Annotated in this window: 20 protein-coding genes; 8 read left to right on the forward strand and 12 right to left on the reverse strand. The window is 68.8% G+C overall.

The annotated features are described in order from the left end of the window. The first annotated feature begins 136 nt into the window (after nucleotides 1–136). Nucleotides 137–1,123, forward strand: a complete 987-nt coding sequence (locus ACWGIC_RS11130; RefSeq protein ID WP_452075740.1) for a hypothetical protein — start codon at nucleotides 137–139, stop codon at nucleotides 1,121–1,123. 151 nt (nucleotides 1,124–1,274) lie between these two features. Here ACWGIC_RS11130 and ACWGIC_RS11135 read toward each other — a convergent pair whose 3' ends face one another. Next, entirely contained in the window at nucleotides 1,275–1,601 is a 327-nt protein-coding gene (locus tag ACWGIC_RS11135; RefSeq protein WP_452075741.1) for a hypothetical protein, read from the reverse strand. A 67-nt stretch (nucleotides 1,602–1,668) separates the two neighbouring features. Here ACWGIC_RS11135 and ACWGIC_RS11140 point away from each other — a divergent pair, with 67 nt between their 5' ends. Next, a complete protein-coding gene (locus ACWGIC_RS11140) occupies nucleotides 1,669–3,441 on the forward strand; it encodes an Hsp70 family protein (protein ID WP_452075742.1) in 1,773 nt (590 codons plus the stop codon). Nucleotides 3,442–3,444: 3 nt separating this feature from the next. On the opposite strand, the gene pcp is transcribed toward ACWGIC_RS11140, so the two are convergent. Both pcp and ACWGIC_RS11150 read right to left on the reverse strand, forming a co-directional pair. Next, the gene (gene pcp / locus ACWGIC_RS11145) at nucleotides 3,445–4,050 is read right to left on the reverse strand and encodes a pyroglutamyl-peptidase I (RefSeq protein ID WP_452075743.1); all 606 of its coding nucleotides are present in this window, start codon (nucleotides 4,048–4,050) and stop codon (nucleotides 3,445–3,447) included. Further along, the gene (locus ACWGIC_RS11150; RefSeq protein ID WP_452075744.1) at nucleotides 4,047–5,495 is read right to left on the reverse strand and encodes a M1 family metallopeptidase; all 1,449 of its coding nucleotides are present in this window, start codon (nucleotides 5,493–5,495) and stop codon (nucleotides 4,047–4,049) included. The genes pcp and ACWGIC_RS11150 overlap by 4 nt, the downstream gene beginning before the upstream one ends. 145 nt (nucleotides 5,496–5,640) lie before the next feature. Between ACWGIC_RS11150 and ACWGIC_RS11155 the strand changes: the two genes are divergently transcribed. Together ACWGIC_RS11155 and ACWGIC_RS11160 are read left to right on the forward strand one after the other, a co-directional pair. Beyond that, nucleotides 5,641–8,805 (forward strand): BTAD domain-containing putative transcriptional regulator, encoded by a 3,165-nt coding sequence (locus ACWGIC_RS11155; RefSeq protein ID WP_452075862.1) that lies wholly within the window; start codon nucleotides 5,641–5,643, stop codon nucleotides 8,803–8,805. An 88-nt stretch (nucleotides 8,806–8,893) separates the two neighbouring features. Then, a complete protein-coding gene (locus ACWGIC_RS11160) occupies nucleotides 8,894–9,928 on the forward strand; it encodes an amidohydrolase family protein (RefSeq protein WP_452075745.1) in 1,035 nt (344 codons plus the stop codon). Between the two features lie 56 nt (nucleotides 9,929–9,984). On the opposite strand, the gene ACWGIC_RS11165 is transcribed toward ACWGIC_RS11160, so the two are convergent. The 3 genes from ACWGIC_RS11165 to ACWGIC_RS11175 form a co-directional block, all read right to left on the reverse strand. After that, on the reverse strand, nucleotides 9,985–10,245 hold the full coding sequence (locus ACWGIC_RS11165) for a hypothetical protein (protein WP_452075746.1): 261 nt from the start codon (nucleotides 10,243–10,245) through the stop codon (nucleotides 9,985–9,987). A gap of 151 nt (nucleotides 10,246–10,396) precedes the next feature. Further along, nucleotides 10,397–11,197 (reverse strand): ABC transporter permease, encoded by an 801-nt coding sequence (locus ACWGIC_RS11170; protein ID WP_452075747.1) that lies wholly within the window; start codon nucleotides 11,195–11,197, stop codon nucleotides 10,397–10,399. After that, complete coding sequence (locus tag ACWGIC_RS11175) at nucleotides 11,194–12,171, reverse strand: ATP-binding cassette domain-containing protein (protein WP_452075748.1); 978 nt, start codon at nucleotides 12,169–12,171, stop codon at nucleotides 11,194–11,196. Before ACWGIC_RS11175 ends, ACWGIC_RS11170 begins: the two co-directional genes overlap by 4 nt. A 110-nt stretch (nucleotides 12,172–12,281) precedes the next feature. On the opposite strand from ACWGIC_RS11175, the gene ACWGIC_RS11180 reads away from it, so the two are divergent. Together ACWGIC_RS11180 and ACWGIC_RS11185 are read left to right on the forward strand one after the other, a co-directional pair. After that, the gene (locus tag ACWGIC_RS11180) at nucleotides 12,282–13,235 is read left to right on the forward strand and encodes an endonuclease/exonuclease/phosphatase family protein (protein WP_452075749.1); all 954 of its coding nucleotides are present in this window, start codon (nucleotides 12,282–12,284) and stop codon (nucleotides 13,233–13,235) included. Continuing rightward, nucleotides 13,232–13,666, forward strand: a complete 435-nt coding sequence (locus tag ACWGIC_RS11185; protein ID WP_452075750.1) for an acetyltransferase — start codon at nucleotides 13,232–13,234, stop codon at nucleotides 13,664–13,666. Before ACWGIC_RS11180 ends, ACWGIC_RS11185 begins: the two co-directional genes overlap by 4 nt. Here ACWGIC_RS11185 and ACWGIC_RS11190 read toward each other — a convergent pair. Next, complete coding sequence (locus tag ACWGIC_RS11190; RefSeq protein ID WP_452075751.1) at nucleotides 13,653–14,456, reverse strand: SIR2 family NAD-dependent protein deacylase; 804 nt, start codon at nucleotides 14,454–14,456, stop codon at nucleotides 13,653–13,655. The two genes, ACWGIC_RS11185 and ACWGIC_RS11190, sit on opposite strands and share 14 nt — an antisense overlap. Then, nucleotides 14,449–14,757, reverse strand: a complete 309-nt coding sequence (locus ACWGIC_RS11195) for an antibiotic biosynthesis monooxygenase family protein (protein WP_452075752.1) — start codon at nucleotides 14,755–14,757, stop codon at nucleotides 14,449–14,451. Before ACWGIC_RS11195 ends, ACWGIC_RS11190 begins: the two co-directional genes overlap by 8 nt. A 258-nt stretch (nucleotides 14,758–15,015) precedes the next feature. Here ACWGIC_RS11195 and ACWGIC_RS11200 point away from each other — a divergent pair, with 258 nt between their 5' ends. After that, nucleotides 15,016–16,134: an AAA family ATPase gene (locus ACWGIC_RS11200; RefSeq protein WP_452075753.1), complete on the forward strand. Its 1,119-nt coding sequence runs from the start codon at nucleotides 15,016–15,018 to the stop codon at nucleotides 16,132–16,134. On the opposite strand, the gene ACWGIC_RS11205 is transcribed toward ACWGIC_RS11200, so the two are convergent. Then, a complete protein-coding gene (locus tag ACWGIC_RS11205; protein ID WP_452075754.1) occupies nucleotides 16,110–17,534 on the reverse strand; it encodes a M1 family metallopeptidase in 1,425 nt (474 codons plus the stop codon). The genes ACWGIC_RS11200 and ACWGIC_RS11205 overlap by 25 nt on opposite strands. Nucleotides 17,535–17,591: 57 nt before the next feature. Between ACWGIC_RS11205 and ACWGIC_RS11210 the strand changes: the two genes are divergently transcribed. Further along, nucleotides 17,592–18,344 carry an alpha/beta fold hydrolase gene (locus ACWGIC_RS11210; RefSeq protein ID WP_452075755.1) on the forward strand — a complete coding sequence of 251 codons (753 nt, stop codon included), beginning with the start codon at nucleotides 17,592–17,594 and terminating at the stop codon, nucleotides 18,342–18,344. 46 nt (nucleotides 18,345–18,390) lie between these two features. On the opposite strand, the gene ACWGIC_RS11215 is transcribed toward ACWGIC_RS11210, so the two are convergent. The 3 genes from ACWGIC_RS11215 to ACWGIC_RS11225 form a co-directional block, all read right to left on the reverse strand. Next, on the reverse strand, nucleotides 18,391–19,344 hold the full coding sequence (locus tag ACWGIC_RS11215) for a peptidoglycan recognition protein family protein (RefSeq protein ID WP_452075756.1): 954 nt from the start codon (nucleotides 19,342–19,344) through the stop codon (nucleotides 18,391–18,393). A gap of 90 nt (nucleotides 19,345–19,434) precedes the next feature. Continuing rightward, complete coding sequence (locus tag ACWGIC_RS11220) at nucleotides 19,435–20,310, reverse strand: A/G-specific adenine glycosylase (protein ID WP_452075757.1); 876 nt, start codon at nucleotides 20,308–20,310, stop codon at nucleotides 19,435–19,437. A 23-nt stretch (nucleotides 20,311–20,333) separates the two neighbouring features. Next, the gene (locus ACWGIC_RS11225) at nucleotides 20,334–20,825 is read right to left on the reverse strand and encodes a beta-class carbonic anhydrase (protein WP_452075758.1); all 492 of its coding nucleotides are present in this window, start codon (nucleotides 20,823–20,825) and stop codon (nucleotides 20,334–20,336) included. Nucleotides 20,826–20,831 lie beyond the last annotated feature (6 nt).

The raw sequence follows: 20,831 nt of genomic DNA on the forward strand, positions 1-20,831 counted from the left end.
CCGACTGAGCGCGGTGCCCCCCCGCCGCTGTTTCAGCTTGGGGCGGGGGAAACCCCGGCCGCCGGCGCGCTTGTGGTAAAACGTGTGGAAGGGGCGGCTCCCACCCGGGAGCCGCCCTTTTCTCTATTGTCGGGTTATGGGGTCTTCGAGAATTTCGCGGCACGCGGCGGCGAGCACCGCGCTTTCGCTGCTGAGCGACCGTCAGCTGATTGAGCGGCTGGAGTCCGCCGAGGTGCTGTCCGAGGGAATCGGCGGCACCGGTGCCCGGCTGGACGTCGACGGGGTGCCGGTATTCGCGAAGCGGGTGCCGCTCACCGAGCTGGAGCGGCAGCATCCGCATTCCACTGCCAATCTCTATGGCCTGCCTGCCTTTTGCCATTACGGCTTGGGTTCGCCGGAGGGTTCGGCGTGGCGAGAGCTCGCGCTGCACGTCATGGCGAACGGCTGGGTCCTCAGTGGTGAGTGCGAGAACTTCCCGTTGCTGCACCACTGGCGAGTGCTGCCGGTCTTAGCGGGCCGGGTGCCGGATCGTCCTTTGGAGGAAGACGTCGAGTACTGGGGCGGCTCTGCTTCGGTTCGGCGGCGGCTCACGGAACTGCGGGACGCTTCGTCGAGCGTCGTTTTTTTCTGCGAGTATTTTCCGACTAATTTGCACCGTTGGCTGCCGGGGCATTTGCCGGAGGTTGAACGTGTGGTGGCGCAGATTGCCGATACGCTCTCGTTCCTTCGGGCACAGGGCGTCTTGCACTTCGACAACCACTTCGAAAACTTCCTGACCGACGGCGATCGGTTTGTGCTGACCGATTTCGGCCTGGCGTTCGCGCACCGGTTCGACCTGACTGAAGAGGAGCTGGCGTTCGCGGAGTTGAACGCGGAGCATGACCGGGCTTATGGGTCGATGTATTTGGTGAACTGGCTGGTGACCGAGGTATGCGGCACGCGGGACCGCGAGAGCCGGCTGGCCGCGGTACGCAAGGCGGCGGCCGGTGGGCTGGCGCTGCCCTCGCCGATCGCCGAGGTGGTGTCCCGGCACGCGTCGGCGGCGGTGGAGATGAACGGCTTTTACGGACGGCTACTGGAGGATCGGGAGACGCCGTTTCCGGCGGGGGTTTTCGCGGGGTAGGGCACGGCTATTCGAGGTCGAGGGCGATCTCGCGGCAGAGGCTGACAACGCAATCCATCGATCCGGTGACCGCCGCTGCGTGGATTTTGGTGAGCTCGGTTCCGGTGGGGCCAGGATTCCGCAAAGGTGCCGCAATGCGGTTCGATTCTGACTATTCCACGCCGAACCGGTCTTCGATCGCGAGCAGTTCGTTCAACGCGTCTCGTTGCTTGCGCAGCCGTTCCCGGCGGAAGGCGAGGACGTCGTCTGCCACGGTCGTGGTGATGATCTCCGGCATCGCGCCGACCGTCACCGTTCCGCCCTCGGCCACGATGGCGATGATCTGACGCAGCAGATCGCGGACCTCGTCTCCCAGTTCAACGCCGCCGAGGGTGACTTGGCCACCTGCTTCGGCGATCAGTTCCGCGGCGGCGTGGGCCTCCTGCTGTGCGCACCGGGTCGCGAACCGCGACGATCTCGCGGCGGTGGGCGGCGTCATGGTCTCTCCGCTATCTGTCACCAGCGCTCGTGAGACGATGCGACGGGGCTTTGGGGAGGGGAACTGCGTGGACGTCCTGTCGATCGACTTCGGCACTTCCAGCACCGTTGGCGTCTTGGCGGCCTTTGGGCGCGGGCCGCGGGCGATTGAGGTCGACGGGTCGGTCACGATGTCTTCCGCGGTTTACGCGGAGGAGGACGGGCGGCTCGTCGTCGGGCAGGACGCGGAGCGGCGGGCTCGGCTGGATCCCAGCCGGTTCGAGCCGAATCCCAAGCGGCGGATCGACGACGGCGAGCTTCTGCTCGGCGATCGGGCGGTGCCGGTGGTCGACGCTTTCGCCGCGGTGCTGCGGCGGATGGGCGAGGAGGCCGAGCGGCAGCTTTCCGGGGTGCCGGACGAGGTGCGGTTGTCGCATCCGGCCGGATGGGGCGCGCAGCGGCAGCAGACTCTTCGCGCGGCTGCGGGCAAAGCTGGGTTCGTCCAGGTGCGGCTGGTGCCGGAGCCGGTCGCGGCGGCCGCGCACTACGCGACTCTGCGTGAGCAGGGTGCGCCTGCCGGGCCGATCGCGGTGTACGACCTTGGCGCGGGCACGTTCGACTGCGCGGTCGTCGGGGCGGGCACCACTGTCCTGGCGGAGGACGGGTTGCCGGATCTCGGCAGCCTGGACATCGACCAAGCCCTTTTGGTCCATATTGGACGGTCGGTGTCGCACGCGGATCCGGCGCAGTGGCAACGGCTTCTCCGTCCGCAGACGACCAGCGACCGGCGGTTGCAGCGGGTGTTGCTCCAGGACGTCCGCGACGCCAAGGAGAGTCTTTCCCGGCATGCGCACACTGAGGTGCCGATGCCGGACCCGTTCGGCGACGTTCTGGTCACCCGTGCCGAATTGGAAGCGTTAGTCCGGCCGAATCTGTTGCGCAGTGCGGAAATGCTCGCGGCGACGATCGCGCGGGCCGGGCTTTCGCCGGATCGGCTCGGCGGTGTGTATCTGGTCGGCGGGCCCAGCCGGATGCCGTTGCTGGCCTCGCTGGTCGGGTCGACGCTTGGCGTGGTGCCGACCACGGAGGATCAGCCGGAGACGGCGGTCGCGTTCGGGTTGCATCACGTCCCGGTGGACGAGCGTCCGGCGGTGCCGAGGCCAGCGGCGCCAATGCCCGCACCGGCGGCGTGGCCGCCCGTCCAGCAACAGCCTGGCCCAGTTCAGCGGCCGCCTGCGCCAATGCCGCCGCCTGGATGGCAGCAACCGCAGAAGAAGAAGTCCCGCAAACCTGTCGTAATAGGTGCGATCGCCTTGACGGTGCTCGTTGTCGCCGGAATCGTGACTGCGGTCCTCGCCACTCGCGGCGACGACAAACCCGCGGCGAATCAGCCAGTAAACCCGCCTGGCACAACGGCCTGCGCCGATTCGCAGCCAGCGCTCCCCGGCGAAAACGGCCTCACGAAGTGCATCCGCCGCCTGGCCGGTCCGACCATCCAAACTCGCGCCACCTGCGCAGACGACCCGGAGCTGGCGAAAGCCCTAGGTGCGCTGCGCACGGCGCTGTGCCGCTTCCCGGACAAGACCACCGTCGCGTTCCACGAGGGGCTTACTCTCGCTCAGGTCGAGCCGGGTGCGCGCAAGGACATGACCGGCCGCATCGAGACCGACACCTGGCGCACCCGCACCGGGCTGAGCGGTCGTTACGTCGCGGGTGTCGGGCCGAAGCTGGGTCTGCTGATCTACCAGGCCTACGGCATCCCCGTGGTCGGCACGGTGATGGACACCAGCCCGTCGCATACGAGCCGCAAGCCGCGGGATCTCGTGCAGTTCTTCGAGCAGACCGTCCAGCCCGGCGAGTAAAGCTCAGTGCAGGGTCCCGGCCGAGGTCGCTGCGTCCTTGCGCACGGTCAGCGCGGTGTCCACCACGATCTCGAGCGCTCGCGCGGTCGAGTCCAGCGGCAGCCGGGCTTCCTCCGGAACGTGCACGAAACCGCCGCGCAGTCCGGGAAATTCCGTCGCGATCAGGTGCATCAGGCCGTAGAAGACTTGATTGCACACATACGTCCCGGCGGTGTACGACACGGCCGCGGGCAGGCCCGCCGACTCGATCGCCGCGACCGCCGCTTTCACCGGCAGCGTGGTGAAGTACGCGGACGGCCCGCCCGCGACCACTGGCACGTCGATGGGCTGCGCGCCGGCGTTGTCCGGGATCCGGGCGTCGATCAGGTTGATCGCCACTCGTTCCGGCGTGACGTGCTCGCGCCCGCCGGCCAGTCCGGCGCAGACGACCAGTTCCGGCCGGTGCGCGGAAATCGCGGCGCGCAGCGCCGGCAGCGACGCGTCGAACTCGCACGGCAGCTCTACCGCCACCGTGTCCGTCCGCCGCGCCGCTGCCAGCGAAGCTGCCTGCCAAGAAGGATTCGTCGCCGCTCCGGCGAACGGCGCGAACCCGGTCAGCAGAACTGTCACTTGGCGGCCGGCTTCAGGTCGCCCGGGTAGAGATATTCGTCAGACGGCTTGCCGTTGCCGTAGATCCACGCGTCGAAGAAGCCCTGCAAGTCCATGTTGGACACCTTCTCACAGTACTTCTGGAACTCCTGCATGCTCGCGTTTCCGTCGTGGTGCTCGGAGTTCCAGGTCTTCAGCACCTGGTCGAACGCGGCCTGTCCCATGTACTTGCTGAGCGCGTGCAGCATGACCGGGCCCTTCGAGTACACATAAGTGAACTCGTGGCCGGGACCCATGTCGTACAGCTTGCCGTTCCAGAACGCGTCGCTCGCCGACGCGACCTCGTTCAGGTAAGTGGCGTCGAGGTCTTCGCCGTTCTTCGCCTGACCCCACAGCCAGGTCGCGTAGGACGCGAAGCATTCGTTGAGGCACACGTCCTTCCAGTGGTCGACGGCCACGGTGTCGCCCCACCACTGGTGCGCGTTCTCGTGCACGATCGTGCCGATGTTTCCGGCGCGGCCGGAGTAGATCGGCCGGCTCATCGTCTCGAGCGAGAACCCGATCGGCTCAGTCAGGTAGATGCCGCCCGCGGCGTCCACCGGGTACTTGCCGAACTTCGATTCGAGAAAGTCGATGACCTCCGGCAACTGCGCGTCGGCCTGCTTCGTGGCGTCCGTGGTACCCGGCGCGTACGCGCTGACGATCGGGGTGCCGTCCGCGCGCTGGCGTTTGTTGAAGGTCCACTTGTCGATCGCGACCGTGGTCATGTACGACGCGGTCGGGGTTTCCTCCGCCCAGACGTGCGTGGTGCCCGCCCGCGTCCGGTACGAACCGACCTCGCGGCCGTTCGCGATTACGCCCCATTCGCTCGGGACGGTGATCGACAGCCGGAACCGCGCCTTGTTGCGCGGGGTGTCGTTGACCGGGTACCAGGTGGTGGCCGACCTCGGCTCGCCCGCCGCGAACGCGCCGCCGGACTTGGTGAACTGCCAGCCGTTCTTGCCGAGGTTCGGGTCGTTGATCGCCACCGGAACGCCGTGGTAGGCGACCTCGGCGGTGAACGGAAGGTCCTTCCACAGCGGCGACTTCGGCGTGATCACGAGTTCGTGGTCGCCGGTGCGGGTGAACTTCGCCGGCACGCCGTTGACCTTGACCGAGTCGACGGTGAGGCCGCGGAGGTCGAGGTCGAACGAACTGAGCGACTGGGTCGCCTTCGCGTGGACCGTCTGGAGGCCGGTGAGCTGGTGGCTGCCCGGCGCGTAGTTGATCTTGAGGTCGTAGTCGGAGACCTCGTACCCGCCGTTGCCGTCCTGCGGGTAGTAGCTGTCTCCGGCGCCGTCTGAACCGGGCGTTGGCTGATCCCAGCCGCCCGGTCCGGCCGACGCGATTCCCGTGCCGAGCGTCAATGCGGTGAGGGTGGCTGCGACGGTCACTGCCGGGCGACGCCAGCGGTGCAGTGCTCTCATGGGCGCTCCTGTGTCTGCGTGTGAATCCTCCGCAACGTAGCGCCGAGAAGGCACGCAGTAACCGCTAGGCGGCAGAATGTCCCAATAGTCCACACTTACGTCGGGCCCCGACACGAGCGGACTGTTGTCTGGAAAGCTGGACGTCATGCGCGTCGCGCTGCTGGGCCCGCTGCGGGCGGAGGGGGAGGACGGCACGCCGATCGACATCGGCGGAGCCCGCCTTCGCATGCTCCTTTCGCGGCTCGCGCTCGACGCCGGTCGCGCGGTTTCCGCCGAGGCGCTGATCGACGGTCTGTGGGGTGCTGAACCACCGGCGGACGCCGCGAATGCGCTTCAGTCGCTCGTCTCGCGGCTGCGTCGCGCGCTTCGGCCCGCGGGGGCGGAATTGGAGTCTGTCAACGGCGGTTACCGGCTCGCGGTGCCGCCGGAAGCGGTGGACCTCCACCGGTTCGAGCAGTTGTCCGCCGAGGGACGCCGGGAGCTTGCCGCTGGCCGGGACGGTACTGCCGTCGAATCGCTCGCTGCCGCGCTCGCGTTGTGGCGCGGACCGGCACTCGCGGACGTGCTGGACGCCCCGTTCGCTGCCGCGCCCGCGACGCTGCTGGAGGAGCGGCGCGCAGAAACCACCGAAGACTGGTTCGAAGCCGAGTTGCGGCTGGGCCGGCACGCGGACGTGCTCGCGGAACTCACCGCTGCCGCGCAGGCGAATCCGCTGCGGGAACGGTTGGCTGGCTTGCGAATCCGTGCGCTTTCCGCCGCTGGACGACAGGCTGACGCACTCGCCGCGTACTCCGCGATCCGTACGACGCTGGCCGACGAGCTGGGCGTGGACCCGTCGGCCGAACTGCAGGAAGTGCACCTGCGTGCGCTGCGCGGCGAGTACACGCCGGTCGCCGCGGTGGTCGACCGGCTGCCGCCGCGGCTGACCAGCTTCATCGGCCGCACCGACGAGCTGAAGCTGCTGGCCGAGTTGCTCGAAGGCTCCCGGCTGGTCACGCTCGTCGGTCCCGGCGGCGCTGGCAAGACGCGGCTGTCCACGGAAGCGGCTTCGCGGCACCCGGCGTACTCGCGCGGCCTGGTGTGGTTCGTGCCGCTGGCTGGCGTGCGGGACGCCGAAGACGTGTTGTCCGCGCTGCTCAACGCGTTGGAGGTGCGCGACCTCAGGACCACGGAAACCGAGGTCCGGCGTCGGCAGGTCGATCCGTTCGAGCACGCGGTCGAGGCGCTCAGCGGCGCGGAAGCGTTGCTGGTGCTGGACAATTGCGAGCACATTGTGGACACCGCTGCGGAGCTGGCCGAGAATTTGCTGCGTCGGCTGCCCGCGCTGCGAGTGCTCGCCACGAGCCGCGAACCGCTGGCGATCACCGGGGAAGCGTTGTGCCCGCTCGGTCCGTTGCCGGTGCCGGACGAAACCGCGTCGCCCGCGGACGTCGGCACGCTCGATTCCGTCCGGCTGTTCCTCGACCGCGCGACGGCGGTACGGCCGGGATTCCGGCTCGACGAGTCCACAGTGGACACGGTGCGGCAGATCTGCCGTCGGCTCGACGGAATGCCGCTCGCGCTCGAACTGGCCGCCGCGCGGTTGCGGTCGATGACCGCCGAGCAGATCGCCGAACGCCTCGACGACCGGTTCCGGCTGCTCACCTCCGGCAGCCGGACGGCGTTGCCCCGGCAGCGCACGCTGCGTGCCGTGGTGGAGTGGAGCTGGGACCTGCTGAGCGAGGCCGAGGTCCGGCTCGCTCGCAGGCTCGCGGTGTTCGCGGCGAGTTTTTCCGAGGAGGCGGTGGAAAACGTCTGCGCGGACGACGAGCTGGCAGCCGGTGACATCGTCTACGTGCTGGGATCGCTGGTCGAGAAGTCCATTGTGGACGTAGTAGGCACGCGGTACCGCCTGCTGGAAACCTTGCGCGCCTACGCGAGCGAGCGGCTCGCCGAATCCGGCGAGCGGGAGCGGATGCGGGCGGCGATGGTCGCCTATTACGCGGAACTGGCCGTCCGCAACGAACCGCTGCTGCGCGGGCGGGATCAGCTCCAGGCGATCGATGTCTACGAGCAGGACAGCGACAACTTCACCTCCGCGTTGCGGGCGGCGATCGAGACGGAGGCCGCGGAATCGGCGGCGCGGCTGCTGTTCGGGCTGTTCTGGTATCTCAACATCGTCGGCTTGAACGAGCGTGCCGCACTGTTCGTGGACGAGGTGCTCGAACTGGGCGGCAAACTGCCGCCGGACACGGCGGCGAGCCTGCGGTTGAGCCAGGTGCTGATGCTGGCCATGTCCGGTCCGCGCGAGAAGGTGAACGTGCCCGAGCTGGTCGACGAATGCGTCCGGACCGGTGCGGCGGAACGTACTCCGTGGCTGTGGGTGGGGTTGCCGATAGTGGCTTACCTCAACGGCGAGCGGGACCTGGCGAAACGCGAAATCCGCCGGGCTGTCGAACGGGACGACGCCTGGAGCCGCGCCGCCGGGCGCTGGGCGGAGAGCTTCGTGCTCGGCGACATGGGCGATCTCGAAGGCGCGGACCGGGCGCGAGACCTTGCCCACCAAGGCTTCGCCGAAGTCGGCGACCGCTGGGGGCTCGGCATGACGCACGGTTTCCGGGCCGCCGCGCAATCGCAGGCCGGCGACCACGAGGCGGCGATCGCGGGGTACACCGAGGGGCTGCGGCTGGTGATGGAGCTGCGGTCCCGTGACGACATCGTGCAGCAGTGGTGGCGGCTGGCGGTCGAACGTTCGCGTGCGGGGGACCAAGAAGGCGCGTGGCGGGACATGGAGGCCGCGGAACGGTACGCGTCTTCCGGCGGCAGCAACGGGTTGCGCCTGATCGTGCTGCTCGGCCGCGCCGAGTTGCTGATCCGTGAGGGCAACGTGGCCAAGGCGCGCGAGGTGTTCCAGGAAATGAGGTCGGCACCGGCGGACTGGCCGGCGCCGGAGGGCTTCGAGGCGGAATGGCTCGGCGCCATCGAAGCCGGGCTGCTGCTCGCCGAGGGTCGCCCGGACGAAGCGGAACAGCCGGTGTTCGCGGTGATCGAGCGGGCGGCCGGGCGATTCGACATGCCTGATCTGGCCAGCATGGTCGAGCTGCTGGCGCGGATCCGGTACCGGCAGGGCCGGCTGGAGGCGTCCGCGCGGATGCTGGCGCTGAGCGCGGTGGTGCGGGGCCGGTTCGATCTGGGGAGCCCGGAGGTCCGGGAGCTGATCGAGAAGCTGACCAGCGAGCTGGGCGCGGAGCGGTACGAGGCGTTCGTCGCCGAGACCGCGCGGATGGACCGGGCCGCAGCGATCGAGGAGGTTCTGGCGGAACGCAGGTAGGTGTTATCGATGATAGCGCGAACTCGATTCCGGTGATATTTCCAGTGATACGCTGATATCGGTATCACTGGAACCCGGAGGAGCTGTCATGCCCGGAAGACTGCGTATCGTCGCCCTTGAAGAACACGTGCTCCTGCCCGTCCTGTCCGACGCCTGGGCGAAGGCCGGGGTCCAGCCGCACGGCTACCCCGACGACCACCCAGTCTCCCGGCGGCTGCGCGAGGTCGGCGACGGACGTCTCGCCGACATGGATGAACAGGGCATCGACGTCGCGGTGCTGTCCCTGTCCACGCCCGGGGTGCAGAACCTTCCGGCGGCCGACGCCGTGCCCGTCGCGCGCGAGGCCAACGACGCGCTCGCCGAGATCGTCGCCGCGAACCCCGAGCGGTTCCAGGCCTTCGCCACCCTCCCGACGTCCTCGCCCGAAGCCGCCGCCGAGGAACTGGAGCGCGCGGTGACCCTCGGCTTCCGCGGCGCGATGCTGTACGGCCGGACTGGCGAAAAACTGGCCGACGCACCGGAATTCGACGACCTCTACGGAACCGCCGAACGACTTCGCGTCCCGCTGCACTTCCACCCGCAAGCTCCCGTCCGGGCAGTGCAGGAGGCGTACTACTCGGGACTGCCCAACGGCGTCGGCGCGGCGCTGGCGACCGCCGGGCTCGGCTGGTACTACGACCTCGGCGTGCAGTACCTGCGGATGATCTTCTCCGGGGTGTTCGACCGGCATCCCGGACTGCAGGTGATCGCCGGGCACTGGGGCGAGGTGATCCTGTTCTACCTCGACCACGTCGGCTTCCTGCAGGAGATGGCCGGGCTGCGGCAGCCGCTGGCCGATTACTTCCGCCAGAACTTCTGGGTGGCGGGGAGCGGGACAGTCAGCGAACGCTATCTGCGCTGGGCGGCCGAGGTCGTCGGGACCGAACGGATGCTGTACTCGACCGACTATCCGTATACGTTCGGCACCCGGCCCGGCGGTTTTCCTTACCTGGACACGAGCCGCGGTGTTGCGCGGTCGTTTCTTGAGAAGGCGCCCTTTGCGGAGGAAGAGAAGGCGGCTATCGGGTCTGGGAACTGGGAACGGTTGACTGGTCACCTCGCGGCCGGTCGACAGCCGCGCTGAATCGGTCGCGGGAGAACCTGCGGCATCCGCACCGTACGGAGGGCTCGGGTATGTGGTCAGCAGCTCACGAAGCCGTCGAACATGAAAACCTGCCACGCTTGCGGGAACTCCTGGACGCCGGGCACGACGTCGAGGACGACAACGGGGACGGCTGGACCCTGCTGCGGCACGCTATCGACGCCGAAGTCGACAGCCACATCCAAACCGGCGAACCGCTGCACGTCGACGTCACCGCCTTCCTCCTCGCCCGCGGAGCCGACCCGCTCCGTCGCCACAAGGGCGTACCGGCCGTCGAGGAGGCGGAGAAGCGAGGTCATTGGCTCGCTGCCGACGTCATGCGCGGCTTTATCAGCCGAAATCGGCAGCCCTGGACCCGGCCGACAAAAAAGTGAGTGCCTGTGCCCGGCTGTGGAACCCGGACACAGACACTCACTCCCCACAGCGTCCACACCCCCGTGCCGGACGCCCTCAGACCCGCTTGCGGTAGGCCCACGTCGCGAGCGGGAAGAACACCACGACCGCCCCGGCCATCCACGCCAGCGCGCCCAGCAGGGAACCGCCGTACGAGCCGCCGTTCAGCAGGCCGCGCATCACGTCGGACATCAGGCTCACCGGGCTGATGTCCGCCCAGGCCTTCAGCCAGCCCGGCATCGTGGCCGTCGGGAGGAACACGTTGCTGCCGAACGTCAGCGGCATGATGAAGACGAGCATCAGGCCCTGCGCCGCGCCCGGGGACCGCATCAGCATTCCGACGAACACCGAACCCCAGCAGAAGCACAGGCCGAACGCGACCGCCAGCAGGATCGCGGCGACGAACTCGGCAGGACCGGTCTGCACGCGGAAGCCCATCACGGTCGCCACGGTCAGCAGCACCGCCAGGCACACCACGTACCGCACGAGGTCGGCCAGCACCGCCCCGACCAACGGGGCCGAACGGGCGATCGGCATGGCCCGGAAGCGGTCGAAGACGCCCTTCGTGATGTCGGTGTTGAGCTGTGTGCCGACCGTCAGCGACGCCTGCAGGACGTTCATCACGATCAGGCCCGGCACGAACGACTGGAGGTAGTTCTCGATCGAACCGCCCAGTGCGTTGCCGAACAGGTAGGTGAACATCAGCAGGAAGATGATCGGCATCAGCGTGACGTCGGCCAGCTGTTCCGGGTTCTTGCGGATCTTCAGGATTCCCCGCCAGGCAAGCGAAAACGCGTGCTTGGTGCCCTGGAGAGGACTGATGTGCCGGGGCGGGGCCACGGCGGTTGCGGTCGTCACGACCGGCTCCCTTCGAGTTCGCGGTCCGGCTTCGGCTCCTCGGCGGCGTGCCCGGTCAACGCCAGGAACACCTCGTCGAGGCTGGGCAGGCGCAGCGCCAGTTCGTCGGAGGTGATGCCTGCCGAGTCGAGGCGGCGCACGAGCGTGGACAGCAGCACCGGGTCGGCCACCGGCGCGGTCAGCAGCCCGGTCGCGTTGTCGCGGACCGGACGGACGCCGGTGAGTTCGGCCAGGATGCGGTCGACCTCGTCGAGGTCGCTCAGCGACGTCGGCCGCACCTGCAGCGTCTGCCCGCCGACCCGCCGCTTCAGCTCGTCGGCACGGCCGTCGGCGACCACGCGGCCGTGGTCGAACACGGTGATCCGGTCGGCCAGCTGGTCGGCTTCCTCCAGGTACTGCGTGGTGAGCAGCACCGTCGCGCCGTCGGCGACGAGGTTGCGGACCACCGCCCACACCTCGTTGCGCGCGTGCGGGTCGAGCCCGGTGGTCGGCTCGTCCAGGTACAGCACGGCGGGACGGCCGACGAGGCTCGCGGCGAGGTCGAGCCTGCGCCGCATGCCGCCGGAATACGTGCGGATCGGCCGCTTGGCCGCGTCGGTCAGCTCGAACTGCTCCAGCAGCTCCGCCGCCCGTACCCGCGCGTCGGCCCGGGACAGGTTCAGCAGCTTGCCGATCAGCACCAGGTTCTCGGTGCCGCTCAGGTCCTCGTCCACTGACGCGTACTGCCCGGTGAGCCCGATCAGGCCGCGCACCCGGACCGGGTCCCGGACCACGTCGTAACCCCCGACCGTGGCGTGGCCCGCGTCCGGTTTCAGCAGGGTCGCCAGGATGCGGACCGCCGTGGTCTTGCCCGCGCCGTTCGGCCCGAGCACCCCGACCACCTTCCCGAACGGGACCTCGAGATCCACCCCGTCCAGCGCCTTCGTCTCCCCGAAATGCTTGACCAGGCCCTCGGCCTGGATCGCGTGCGACATTGTCGCCTCCTCCTGTGTCGCTCCAGCACACAGTGGACGGAGCCGCTGGCAGGCCGCGCACACGGCGCTGACACGGACCTGTCAGCGCGTGCCCGGCATACTCTTCGATCATGGTGATGGAGGCGCGGACGCGAACCCGGCTGGTCACGGGCCTGCTCGTGCTGGTCGGACTGCCGCTGCTGGCGGTGGCTGTGCTGCGCACGATCGGCTGGGACGGCAGCAGCTGGTATCTGACCGCACTGCTGGCGCTGACGCCGTACATCGTCATCTACGGCTTGCTGCTCGCCGCGCTCGCGCTGGTGCTGCGGCGGTGGTGGGTCGGCGGTGTCGCGCTCGCGTTGTCCGCGCTGCTGGCGGTGTACGTCGCGCCGCGGGTGGCGTCGGACGAGCAGCCCGCGGCGCACGGGAAGACGGTGCGCGTGCTGGCCGCGAACCTGTACCTGGGCCAGGCCGATCCGGCGGCGCTCGTGCGGCTGGTCCGGGAACAGCGGATCGACGTGCTGAACCTGGTGGAGATGACGCCCGCCGCGATGTCCGCGCTGGAGAAGGCCGGGTTGTTCCAGACGCTGCCGTATCGCGTGCTGCATCCGGCGTCCGGTGTGGACGGTTCCGGCATCGTGTCGCGTTATCCGCTTGCCGAAGAGGATTACACTGGCGATTCAGTGCAGAAGCAGCCCGGCGCGGCGGCCGATCTCGGCGGTGGGACGACGTTGGAGATCGTGGCGGCGCATCCGCTTTCGCCGGATTCCGGGTATTACCAGTGGGAGCAGGAGATGCGGGACCTGTCGCGCGCGATCGGCGAGCACGGCCTGCGTGTGGTGGCAGGCGATTTCAACGCGACTCTCGACCACGCCGCGCTCCGGACGGTGCTGTCCCGCGGATATGTCGACGCGGCGGAGGCTCGCGGCGATGGGTTGATCCCGACCTGGTCGACGTCGTCGGTTCCGCTCGTGTCGCTGGACCACGTGCTGGTGGACCGCCGGGTCGCGATCCGGGATTACCAGGTGTTCGATGTGCCCGGGAGCGATCACCGGGCGGTTTACGCGGAGGTGCAACTGCCATGACGACCTTGCGGCCAAGCAGCGGGGAAGCCGAGTACCCGCGGCTGCTGGAGATCTGGCGCAGCGCCGTCGAAGCGACGCATGATTTTCTGGCCCCGTCGGACGTCGAGTACTACGCCACGCGCGTCCCGCTCTACTTCCCTGAGGTGGAGCTCACGGTGGCGGAGGTCGACGGAATCGCCGTGGGTTTCTCGGGAATCGCCGAGGGAAAGCTGGAAATGCTGTTCGTGCACGACGATTCCCGCGGACGCGGGGTCGGGACGGCGTTGCTGCGCGCGGCGCTGGACCGCTATCCGGGTCTCACCCTGGACGTGAACGAGCAGAACCCGCAGGCAGTCGGTTTCTATCTGCACCACGGGTTCGAGGTGGTCGGCAGGCAGGAGACCGATTCCGACGGCCGCCCGTTCCCCTTGCTGGAACTCAAACGAGCTTGACCAACGTCTCCAGCGCGCCGGCGGCGATCGAAACCCCGCGTCCGTGCCGGATCCGCGGTTCGCGCGGGTTGATCCGGATCAGCGCACCCGTCGCCGCGCTGGCGAGTTCGGAGTAGCGCCGCACCGTCGGAACCGCTTGTCCGGCACCGATTTCGACCACCACCGCGTCGCGGTTCGCGCGACGCCAAGCGGCTAGCTCGTCCAGCTGTTCCTGGCTGCGGTCGGGGATCCAGTCGAAATCCCCGAACATCAGGATGTTCGGCCGGGCGAGACTGCCGCAGCGCGGACAGGACGGCAACGGCGGGCGGGCGCGCATCGTCGCCTCGTCGATCTCGACCTTGCAGTCCTGCGCCGACCAGATCTCCCGTGAACATCCGGCCAGGCATTGCAGGTGATGGATCGACCCGTGCGCCTCGGCGACGTGCGGAAACCCCGCCTCCTGGAACTGTCCGTCCACATTGGACGTGAAAACCCTTACGCCACCGGATTTCGCCAGCCCGAGTTCGAGCAGCAGGCCGAACCCGCGGTGCGGGACAGTTTTCCGGTACAGGTCGAGCCGGTGCCCGTAAAAACCCCAGGCCAGTTCGGGATCCGAGGCGAAATGCTGCGGGTCGGCCAGCTCTTCGAACCGCAGCCCGAGCCCGGCGTACGGCGGATAGGCTCGCCAAAACCCTTCCCCGCCACGGAAATCGGGCAGTCCGCTGTCGACGCCCATCCCGGCGCCGGCGCACACGAGCAGCGCGCCGGCACCGCGGATCAGCTCGGCGGCGCGGGCGAGCTCGTCACTCACCCGGCTTCGATGCCTGCACGACCTCGAACTCCAGCAGGTTCGCGCCGGTCGACACCGGGTTCTTGCGCTCGCCCGCGTGCGCCTCGCGCGCCGGGCCCTTCGCCCAGGCCTGGTAGTGCTCCTCGGTTTCCCACTTCGTGTACACGAAGTAGCGCGTCTCGCCCGCGATCGGGCGGAGCAGCTCGAAGCCGAGGAACCCCTCCTGGTCGTCAACGGAGTGCAGCCGCGCGGCGAAGCGCTTCTCCAGCTCCGGGCCGGCGCCTTCGGGGACTTCGATTGCGTTGATCTTGACCACTGCCATGACCCCAGGGTACTTACGGCTGGCCCGGTCCAGCGGTTCGTGCCACTCTGCTCACAGTGTTTGATTGCGCCGACTTCGTCGGCGCGGGCGGGATCGCCTTTAGGTCGGCGTCCGACGGAACTACGCACCCGGCCCGGGGGGCCGTGCACGCAGCTCCGTCGGACGCCGACGCGATCCCGCCGTTTCGGGCACGTCGGGATCAGCACCGACTGGTTCGGCATCGCGGGCGGGCTGCGCGGTCACGAGGACCTGGTCGGCATGCTGTTCACGGCCAAACAGCACGGCCACTACGAGCTGGGCTCGGTGGACTACGCGACCGTCGCGGTCGGCCCGGACGAAGCGGCAGACGTCGTCCAGCTCGGCCTGGTCGGCACGGCCGCGCCGGACGGCACCCAGGTGCTCATCGGCGTGCGCGGCACCAATCCGCAGTACGGCCAGCCAAACTGTCGGCTAGAAGTGATCGCCGCGGACCGGCGCGCGGCTACCGAGACCCGTGACCGCATCGAGCAGCTGATGACCGAGCATGACGTACTGCGCGGTCAGGTGATCGCGTTCGGCCTGAGCGAGCACCGCAACAACGAGCTGGTCACCTTCCTGCCGAGGCCAGACCTGACCAGCGAAGACGTGGTGCTGCCGGACGGCATTCTGGAAGCGATCGAGCGGCACACCCTCGGCATCGCGGAACACGGCGCGCGGCTGGCCGCAGCGGGTCAGCATCTGAAGCGCGGCCTGTTGCTGCACGGCCCGCCGGGTACCGGCAAAACACACACCGTCCGGTACCTGATGGGCCAGCTCCCGGACTGCACGGTGGTGATCCTGACCGGCAGCGCGATGCGGTTCATCTCGAAGGCCGCGTCGCTGGCGCGCCGGCTGCAGCCGAGCGTCATGGTGCTGGAGGACGTCGACCTGATCGCCGAGGACCGCGATCTGGCGCACGGCCCGACGCCGCTGCTGTTCAGCCTGCTCGACGCCATGGACGGCGTCGGCGGCGACGCGGACGTCACCTTCCTGCTCACCACCAACCGCGCGAGCAGTCTGGAGAAAGCGCTGGCAGACCGGCCGGGCCGAGTCGACTTGGCGGTGGAAGTGCCGCTGCCGGACGCCGCGGGCCGGGAAGCGTTGCTGCGGCTGTACTCCCGTGGCCTGGAGTTGACGGCTGATCTGGCACCGGTGGTCGAGGCGACGGATGGCGTCACGGCGTCGTTCATGAAGGAGTTGCTCCGCCGGGCGTCGCTGCGCGCGCTGGCGCTTCGGCCCGACGACGAAGTGCGGGTCGGCGACGCCGAGCTAGGCGAGGCGCTGGCCGAGATGAACGACTCTCGCAGCAGCCTGACCAGGTCGTTGCTGGGCAGTCACGGCCGCAGCGGACCCGGGTAGAGATCGGCGTCCGACGGCAGCTTCGTCCCGTGGAACCAGTCCTGGAGGAAGCCGCTCAAATCGCGCCCGGCGACTTGCGACACGAGTTTTTCGAAGCCCGCCCATGTCGCGTTGCTGTTGCGGTGCTGGCTCACCCATTCGTGCAGCACCTTCTCGAACGCGGGTTCGCCTAGCTCCCGGCGGAGTGCGTGCACGGCCAGGATGCCCTTGTCGTACGCGCCCTCGAACAGGTGCTCCGGCCCCATGTCGACGAGCTTCTGGCCCCAGAAATCCGTGCTGCCCTTGGTGATTTCGACGGCCGCGCGGTAGCGGTCGTCCAGGTTCTGGCCCTCTCGCTCGCCCCACATCCACTGCGCGTACGACGCGAAGCACTCGTTCAGGCAGATGTCCGCCCACGAGTTGAGCGACACCGAATCGCCGAACCACTGGTGCGCGTTCTCGTGCACCAAGGTCAGGATTTCCGCCCATTTCGCATAAGTGGGACGGGTTTGCGTTTCCAGGGAGAAGTGGATGTTCTCGTCGAGATAGATCCCGCCGGCCGCGCTCTGCGGGTACCGGCCGAACTTGCTTTCCAGGAACGAGATCACCTCGGGCAGCCGGTCGCCGGTCGCCTCGCGGGCTTCGGCTCCGGGCGCGTAACCGGAAACGATCGGCGTGCCGTCCGGCAGCGTGGACCGCTGCACGGTGAATCTGTCGATCGCGATCGTGGTCAGGTAGCTGGCCACCGGATTCGGATCCGCCCACGTCGTGGTGGTTTTGCCGTCCTTGGCGCTGGTGCCCTGTTCCTTGCCGTTGGACAGCACCGTCCAGCCGGTGGGCACGTGCGCGGTCAGCGTGAAGGTCGCTTTGTCGCGCGGGGTTTCGTTGACCGGGTACCAGAACGACGCCGAATGCGGTTCGCCGACCAGGTACGCGCCGCCGTCCTCGGAGCGGGCCCAGCCGTTCTCCGACCCGCCGTCGTGCGGGGTTTTCGCCGGAACACCCGAATAGTGCACGCGCGTCCGGAACGTCGAACCTGAGCGCAGCGGCTCGGCCGGAGTGACCACCAGCTTGTTCTTTTCCCGGCTGTACTTCGCCGGTTTCCCGTCGATCTCCACCGCGGTGACGTCCAGCCCGCGCAGGTCGAGGTCGAAGCGGCTGAGGTCTTGGGTGGCTTTGGCGGAGACCGTGGTGTCGCCGTCGAGACGGCCGCTCGGCGGGTCGTAGCTGACGTCGACGTGGTAGTCGAGGGCGTCGTACCCGCCGTTGCCGTCCTCCGGGAAATACGGATCGCCCGCGCTGTTCGCGCCCGGTGCCGGATGCATCGGCGGCGGAGGCGGCGCGGCGGGCTCGGCGGGGCTGCACGCGGACAGCGCAAGCACGCCGATAAGGGCGAGGACGGCGGGCTGACGGCTGCGCATTCCTTCACCCTAGGGGCAGATTTGTGATGATGTAGCCGGGAAAACCCGGGAGGATTAATGCGACCAGGCCTGATCGACTTCGGCGGCGACGAACGCTCCGGCGTGTCGATCTTGCTTCTGCACGGGCTGATGGGCCGCGCGCGTACCTGGTGGCCGGTCGCGCAATGGCTCAACCGGTACGGCCGGGTGCGCGCCCTCGACGCCCGCGGCCACGGCCGGGCATCGCACACCGGGCCGTGGACCACCGAGCAATTCGCCGAGGACGTCGCGGACGTGCTCGCCGACCTCGGTCCGTCTGTGCTGATCGGGCACTCGATGGGCGGGCTGCACGCGTGGGCCGCCGCGGCGAAATATCCGGAGCTGGTGCGCGCGGTGGTCAGCGAGGATTTCGCGCCGGACCAGCGCGGACGCACCGTCGAGACCTGGCGCGGCTACTTCGAGAGCTGGCCGGTGCCGTTCGAATCACTGGCCCACGTTCGCGAGTTCTTCGGCGCCGCGGGCGACTACTTCACCGAATGCGTAGAGGAACGCGAGGACGGCTACCACCTGATCGCCGACCTGGAGAACCTGTACGAGATCGCCGCCGAATGGGGCCGCCGGGACTATTGGTCCATTGTGGACGGAATCCGCTGCCCGCTGCTGCTGGTCGAGGGCGAGCACACCGCGATGCCGCCTGGTCAGCAAGCCGAGGTCGCGGCGCGGGTGCCGGGCGCGCGGCACCTGGTCGTGCCCGGTTCGGCGCATTTGCCGCACGCCGAGGCTCCGGAGACTTATCGCGGCGCGGTGGAGGCGTTCCTGTCCGGCCTGTGACGCCTCACGTGTGCCGCCCTCGCTGGCACGCGTGAGGCGTCCCCGGTCAGCGGGCCAGCTCGGTGCGCCACGCGGCGGTCGAGCGGTCCGCCGGCACGATCAACGGCCAGACGTCCGAGCCGAGGTACGCGGATTCGTCGCTGGCCCGGGCCGCGGTGCAGCTGTCGCGGGAAAGCCCGTGCTCGGCCGCCACCGTGGCTACGGCTTCCGCGGTCGCCTTGCCGAACACGCCGTCCGTGGGCACGCCGAACCCGGCCGCGCGCAGGAACCGCTGCGCGGTCATCACCCGCGGTCCGGTGTCGCCCGGTTTGAGCAGCGGCCACTCCGGAACCTCGAGTCGCGCGACCGACAGGCCGAGCTGCTGGCCGACCGCCTTGCGCAGCTCCGGAAGCCGGTCGTAGAGCACCTGGCCGCAGCACTCGGTCGAGTTGAAATCGCGGTGGCCCTTGATGAACTCGGGCGTGATGCCGTACTGGTGCGCGATGTAGGCGATCAGCTGCACGAGCGAATCCCACAGCGCGACCGGCACGTCGACGGTGCTGTAGAGGCCCTCGTTCTCGATGCCGAGACATTCGCTGTTGTGGTTGCCGACGTTCGCGCCCTGCACGTGCTGCGTCCCGCCGCGCAGGATTTCGAGGCTGCGGTGCCGCCCCTCGGTGACGAAGCCGCCGCGGCTGTTCGTGAACTGCTGGCCGGTGTCGATCCAGCCGCGGGTGTCCATGTGGAAGTTCTGGATGTCCCGCGAGATCTGCAGCGCGTGCGCCAGCGAGTAGTCGGTGTTGTTGCCGGGGTCGACGGTGTGGTGCACCACGATGTAGGTGGGCTTGTGGTTCTCCACCACGATCGCGCCCGAGGGCGGCCGGGCGTTCCACTCGGCCGTCGAATGGATGACCGGGGTGGTGACCGCCGACGCGGATCTCGCCGTGGCGAAGCCCAAAGCGCCCGCGGCGGTGACGGTGAGGCCGCCCTTCAAGACGGCACGACGCGTTGCTTCCCCCATGCGGAACTCCTCAGCCCGGAAGTGCGACGGAGGAAAGCTAACCCCGCGCCCCAGGGCTGACAACTTTTTGCCGACTTTCGTCGTAGTGCGTCAGTGTTCCCCGGGCAGGGCGAAGAGCCCGTCGTGGGTTTGCTCCAGCAGACCGTCCACGAGCAGCGAGTCCAGGCACCGGTCGCGCTGGCCGGATTCGTGCCACACCAGGTCCAGCCGGGCCTTCTCGACCGGGCCCTCGCTGCCGCGCAGGACGTCCAGCAACAGCCCGCGCACCTGCCGGTCGGTGCCGGCGAACTTCTGCACCGGCTTGGCCGGGCCCGCGTACTCGGGGCGGCCGTTGTGCTGCCACGCGCATTCGGCGTAAATCGGGCAGTCCGCGCACTTCGGCGACCGGGCGGTGCAGATCAGCGCGCCCAGCTCCATCAACGCCGCGGACAGCTTCGCCGCCGGCGCGTCTTCGGCGGGCAACAAGGCTTCGACATCCGCCATGTCACGGGTATTCGACGCCGGACCAGCGTCGCCCGCGCCATGCACGGCACGGGCGACCACCCGGCGGACGTTCGTGTCCACCACCGGCGCGCGCTTGCCGTACGCGAACGCCGCCACCGCGCGCGCGGTGTACGCGCCGATGCCGGGCAACGCGAGCAGAGTGTCCACATCGGACGGAACGACGTCGCCGTGCTCCTGAGCGATGACGGTGGCGGCGGCGTGCAGCCGAAGCGCGCGACGCGGGTAGCCGAGCTTGCCCCACGCGCGCACGACCTCGCCGGTGGTTTCCGCGGCCAGCGCCGAGGGCACCGGCCAGCGGGCCATCCACTCCAGCCAGATCGGCTGGACGCGCGAGACCGGCGTCTGCTGCAGCATGATTTCGCTGACCAGAACGCCCCACGCCGAGCAGTCCGGTTCCCGCCACGGCAGGTCCCGGCCCACCTCGGCGAACCAATCGATCAGAACCTCTGCGTCTACTGCCACCCCACCATTGAATACGAGGGCGCTTACTTGACCTCGGTCAGGCTCCCGGCCTTCACGTCGTAGACGAATCCGCGCACGTTGTCGTTGTGCAGGAGGAAGTCGCTGCGCCGAGCGCGCTCCATCGAGGTGCGCACGCTGTCCTCGACCTTGCGGAACGCCTCGACCGCCCAGGTCGGCCGCAGCCCGGTGGCGGACTCCAGTTCGTCCTTGAACTCGTCCTCGGTGACCGTGGACAGGCCGCAGTCGGTGTGCTGGACGATCAGCACCTCGCGGGTGCCGAGCTTGCGCTGGCTGAGCGCGAGCGACCGGATCATGTCGTCGGTGACCACCCCGCCCGCGTTGCGCAGCACGTGCGCCTCGCCTTGCAGCAGGCCGAAGATCTCGAACACCCGGATCCGGGCGTCCATGCAGGTCAGGATCGACACCTGCAGCGACGGCCGGGGGGAGGACCGGTCTCCGGGAACGATGTCCCCGATTTCCTGATTACGCTTGAGCAGCACGTCGATGGAGGTCATGGGGCA

Source organism: Amycolatopsis sp. NPDC054798, from assembly GCF_053611505.1.

Bases quoted from the DNA above. Each gene is read 5' to 3' on its own strand.
- ACWGIC_RS11135 (WP_452075741.1), bottom strand. From the start codon at position 1,601: ATGACGCCGCCCACCGCCGCGAGATCGTCGCGGTTCGCGACCCGGTGC.
- ACWGIC_RS11215 (WP_452075756.1), bottom strand. From the start codon at position 19,344: ATGGGGGAAGCAACGCGTCGTGCCGTCTTGAAGGGCGGCCTCACCGTC.
- ACWGIC_RS11195 (WP_452075752.1), bottom strand. From the start codon at position 14,757: ATGGCAGTGGTCAAGATCAACGCAATCGAAGTCCCCGAAGGCGCCGGC.
- ACWGIC_RS11225 (WP_452075758.1), bottom strand. From the start codon at position 20,825: ATGACCTCCATCGACGTGCTGCTCAAGCGTAATCAGGAAATCGGGGAC.
- ACWGIC_RS11180 (WP_452075749.1), top strand. From the start codon at position 12,282: ATGGTGATGGAGGCGCGGACGCGAACCCGGCTGGTCACGGGCCTGCTC.
- ACWGIC_RS11165 (WP_452075746.1), bottom strand. From the start codon at position 10,245: ATGACCTCGCTTCTCCGCCTCCTCGACGGCCGGTACGCCCTTGTGGCG.
- ACWGIC_RS11155 (WP_452075862.1), top strand. From the start codon at position 5,641: ATGCGCGTCGCGCTGCTGGGCCCGCTGCGGGCGGAGGGGGAGGACGGC.
- ACWGIC_RS11160 (WP_452075745.1), top strand. From the start codon at position 8,894: ATGCCCGGAAGACTGCGTATCGTCGCCCTTGAAGAACACGTGCTCCTG.
- ACWGIC_RS11175 (WP_452075748.1), bottom strand. From the start codon at position 12,171: ATGTCGCACGCGATCCAGGCCGAGGGCCTGGTCAAGCATTTCGGGGAG.
- ACWGIC_RS11130 (WP_452075740.1), top strand. From the start codon at position 137: ATGGGGTCTTCGAGAATTTCGCGGCACGCGGCGGCGAGCACCGCGCTT.
- ACWGIC_RS11200 (WP_452075753.1), top strand. From the start codon at position 15,016: ATGCTGTTCACGGCCAAACAGCACGGCCACTACGAGCTGGGCTCGGTG.
- ACWGIC_RS11210 (WP_452075755.1), top strand. From the start codon at position 17,592: ATGCGACCAGGCCTGATCGACTTCGGCGGCGACGAACGCTCCGGCGTG.
- ACWGIC_RS11185 (WP_452075750.1), top strand. From the start codon at position 13,232: ATGACGACCTTGCGGCCAAGCAGCGGGGAAGCCGAGTACCCGCGGCTG.
- ACWGIC_RS11150 (WP_452075744.1), bottom strand. From the start codon at position 5,495: ATGAGAGCACTGCACCGCTGGCGTCGCCCGGCAGTGACCGTCGCAGCC.
- ACWGIC_RS11205 (WP_452075754.1), bottom strand. From the start codon at position 17,534: ATGCGCAGCCGTCAGCCCGCCGTCCTCGCCCTTATCGGCGTGCTTGCG.